This window comes from Flavobacterium sp. CYK-55, from assembly GCF_018413465.1.
Classification (GTDB): Bacteria; Bacteroidota; Bacteroidia; order Flavobacteriales; family Flavobacteriaceae; genus Flavobacterium.
In genome coordinates, this window is record NZ_JAHCDK010000032.1 from 1 (window position 1) to 758 (window position 758).

Sequence of the window (758 nt, forward strand, 5' to 3'; positions counted from 1 at the left end):
TCTGGTCTCCAAGTTGAACCGAATCTCAACAATACATCGATAGTATAAGTAGTACCGAATGAAATGTTTTGGATTCCAAGGTTAGTCAAGCTAAATCTGTTTACAGATGAATCATAAGTACCTACCACAGTAGACCCGTTGCTTACTCTGAATCTGTATCCTGTAGCTCCTGCAACTTGGTTACAGAAGATTGAGTTAGAGATATTAGCCAAAGTAGAACCACAAGCAGGCAAAGTAACAAATGATGAATTAGGAATTGCAGGAGTTGTTACAGTACAAGCTGAACCGTACTCTCTCCAGAAACCTAAGATTTTAACAGAAACTCTAACAGTGTATGTAGTTGCATAAGCAGCACCACCTGGCAAGTTCAACAAATTGAAGTTGTTCAAGTTAGACTCGTAAGTTCTAACAGTAGCACCGTTAGTAACTTCGAAACGATATCTTTGAACTTGATTACCTGACAAACCAACATAAGTAGCTAAGTTATAAGCAAACAAAGTGTTAGAAATATCAGTTAATGTTACACCACAGTTATTAGCATTCAAGTAAGAAGTTGGGTAAACTTCATCGATGTTACCATCACAGTTGTCATCAATGCTGTTTCCAGGAATCTCAGATGCGTTAGGGTTAACTGATGCAGACTCATCGTTGCAATCAGTACCATTGTTTACTAAAGTGTAACCTGCTGGTGTAGCAGCACCGTAGCATACTGAAGTTGGAGGGAAACCATTGTTGTATCCGTCACCATCAGCATCAGT

At 39.1% G+C, this 758-nt stretch carries 1 protein-coding gene; it reads right to left on the bottom strand.

Features of this window, described 5'->3' with window-relative positions:
* The coding region (locus KIH23_RS13600; protein WP_213214047.1) for a putative metal-binding motif-containing protein at window positions 1–758 on the bottom strand (758 nt) is incomplete at both ends.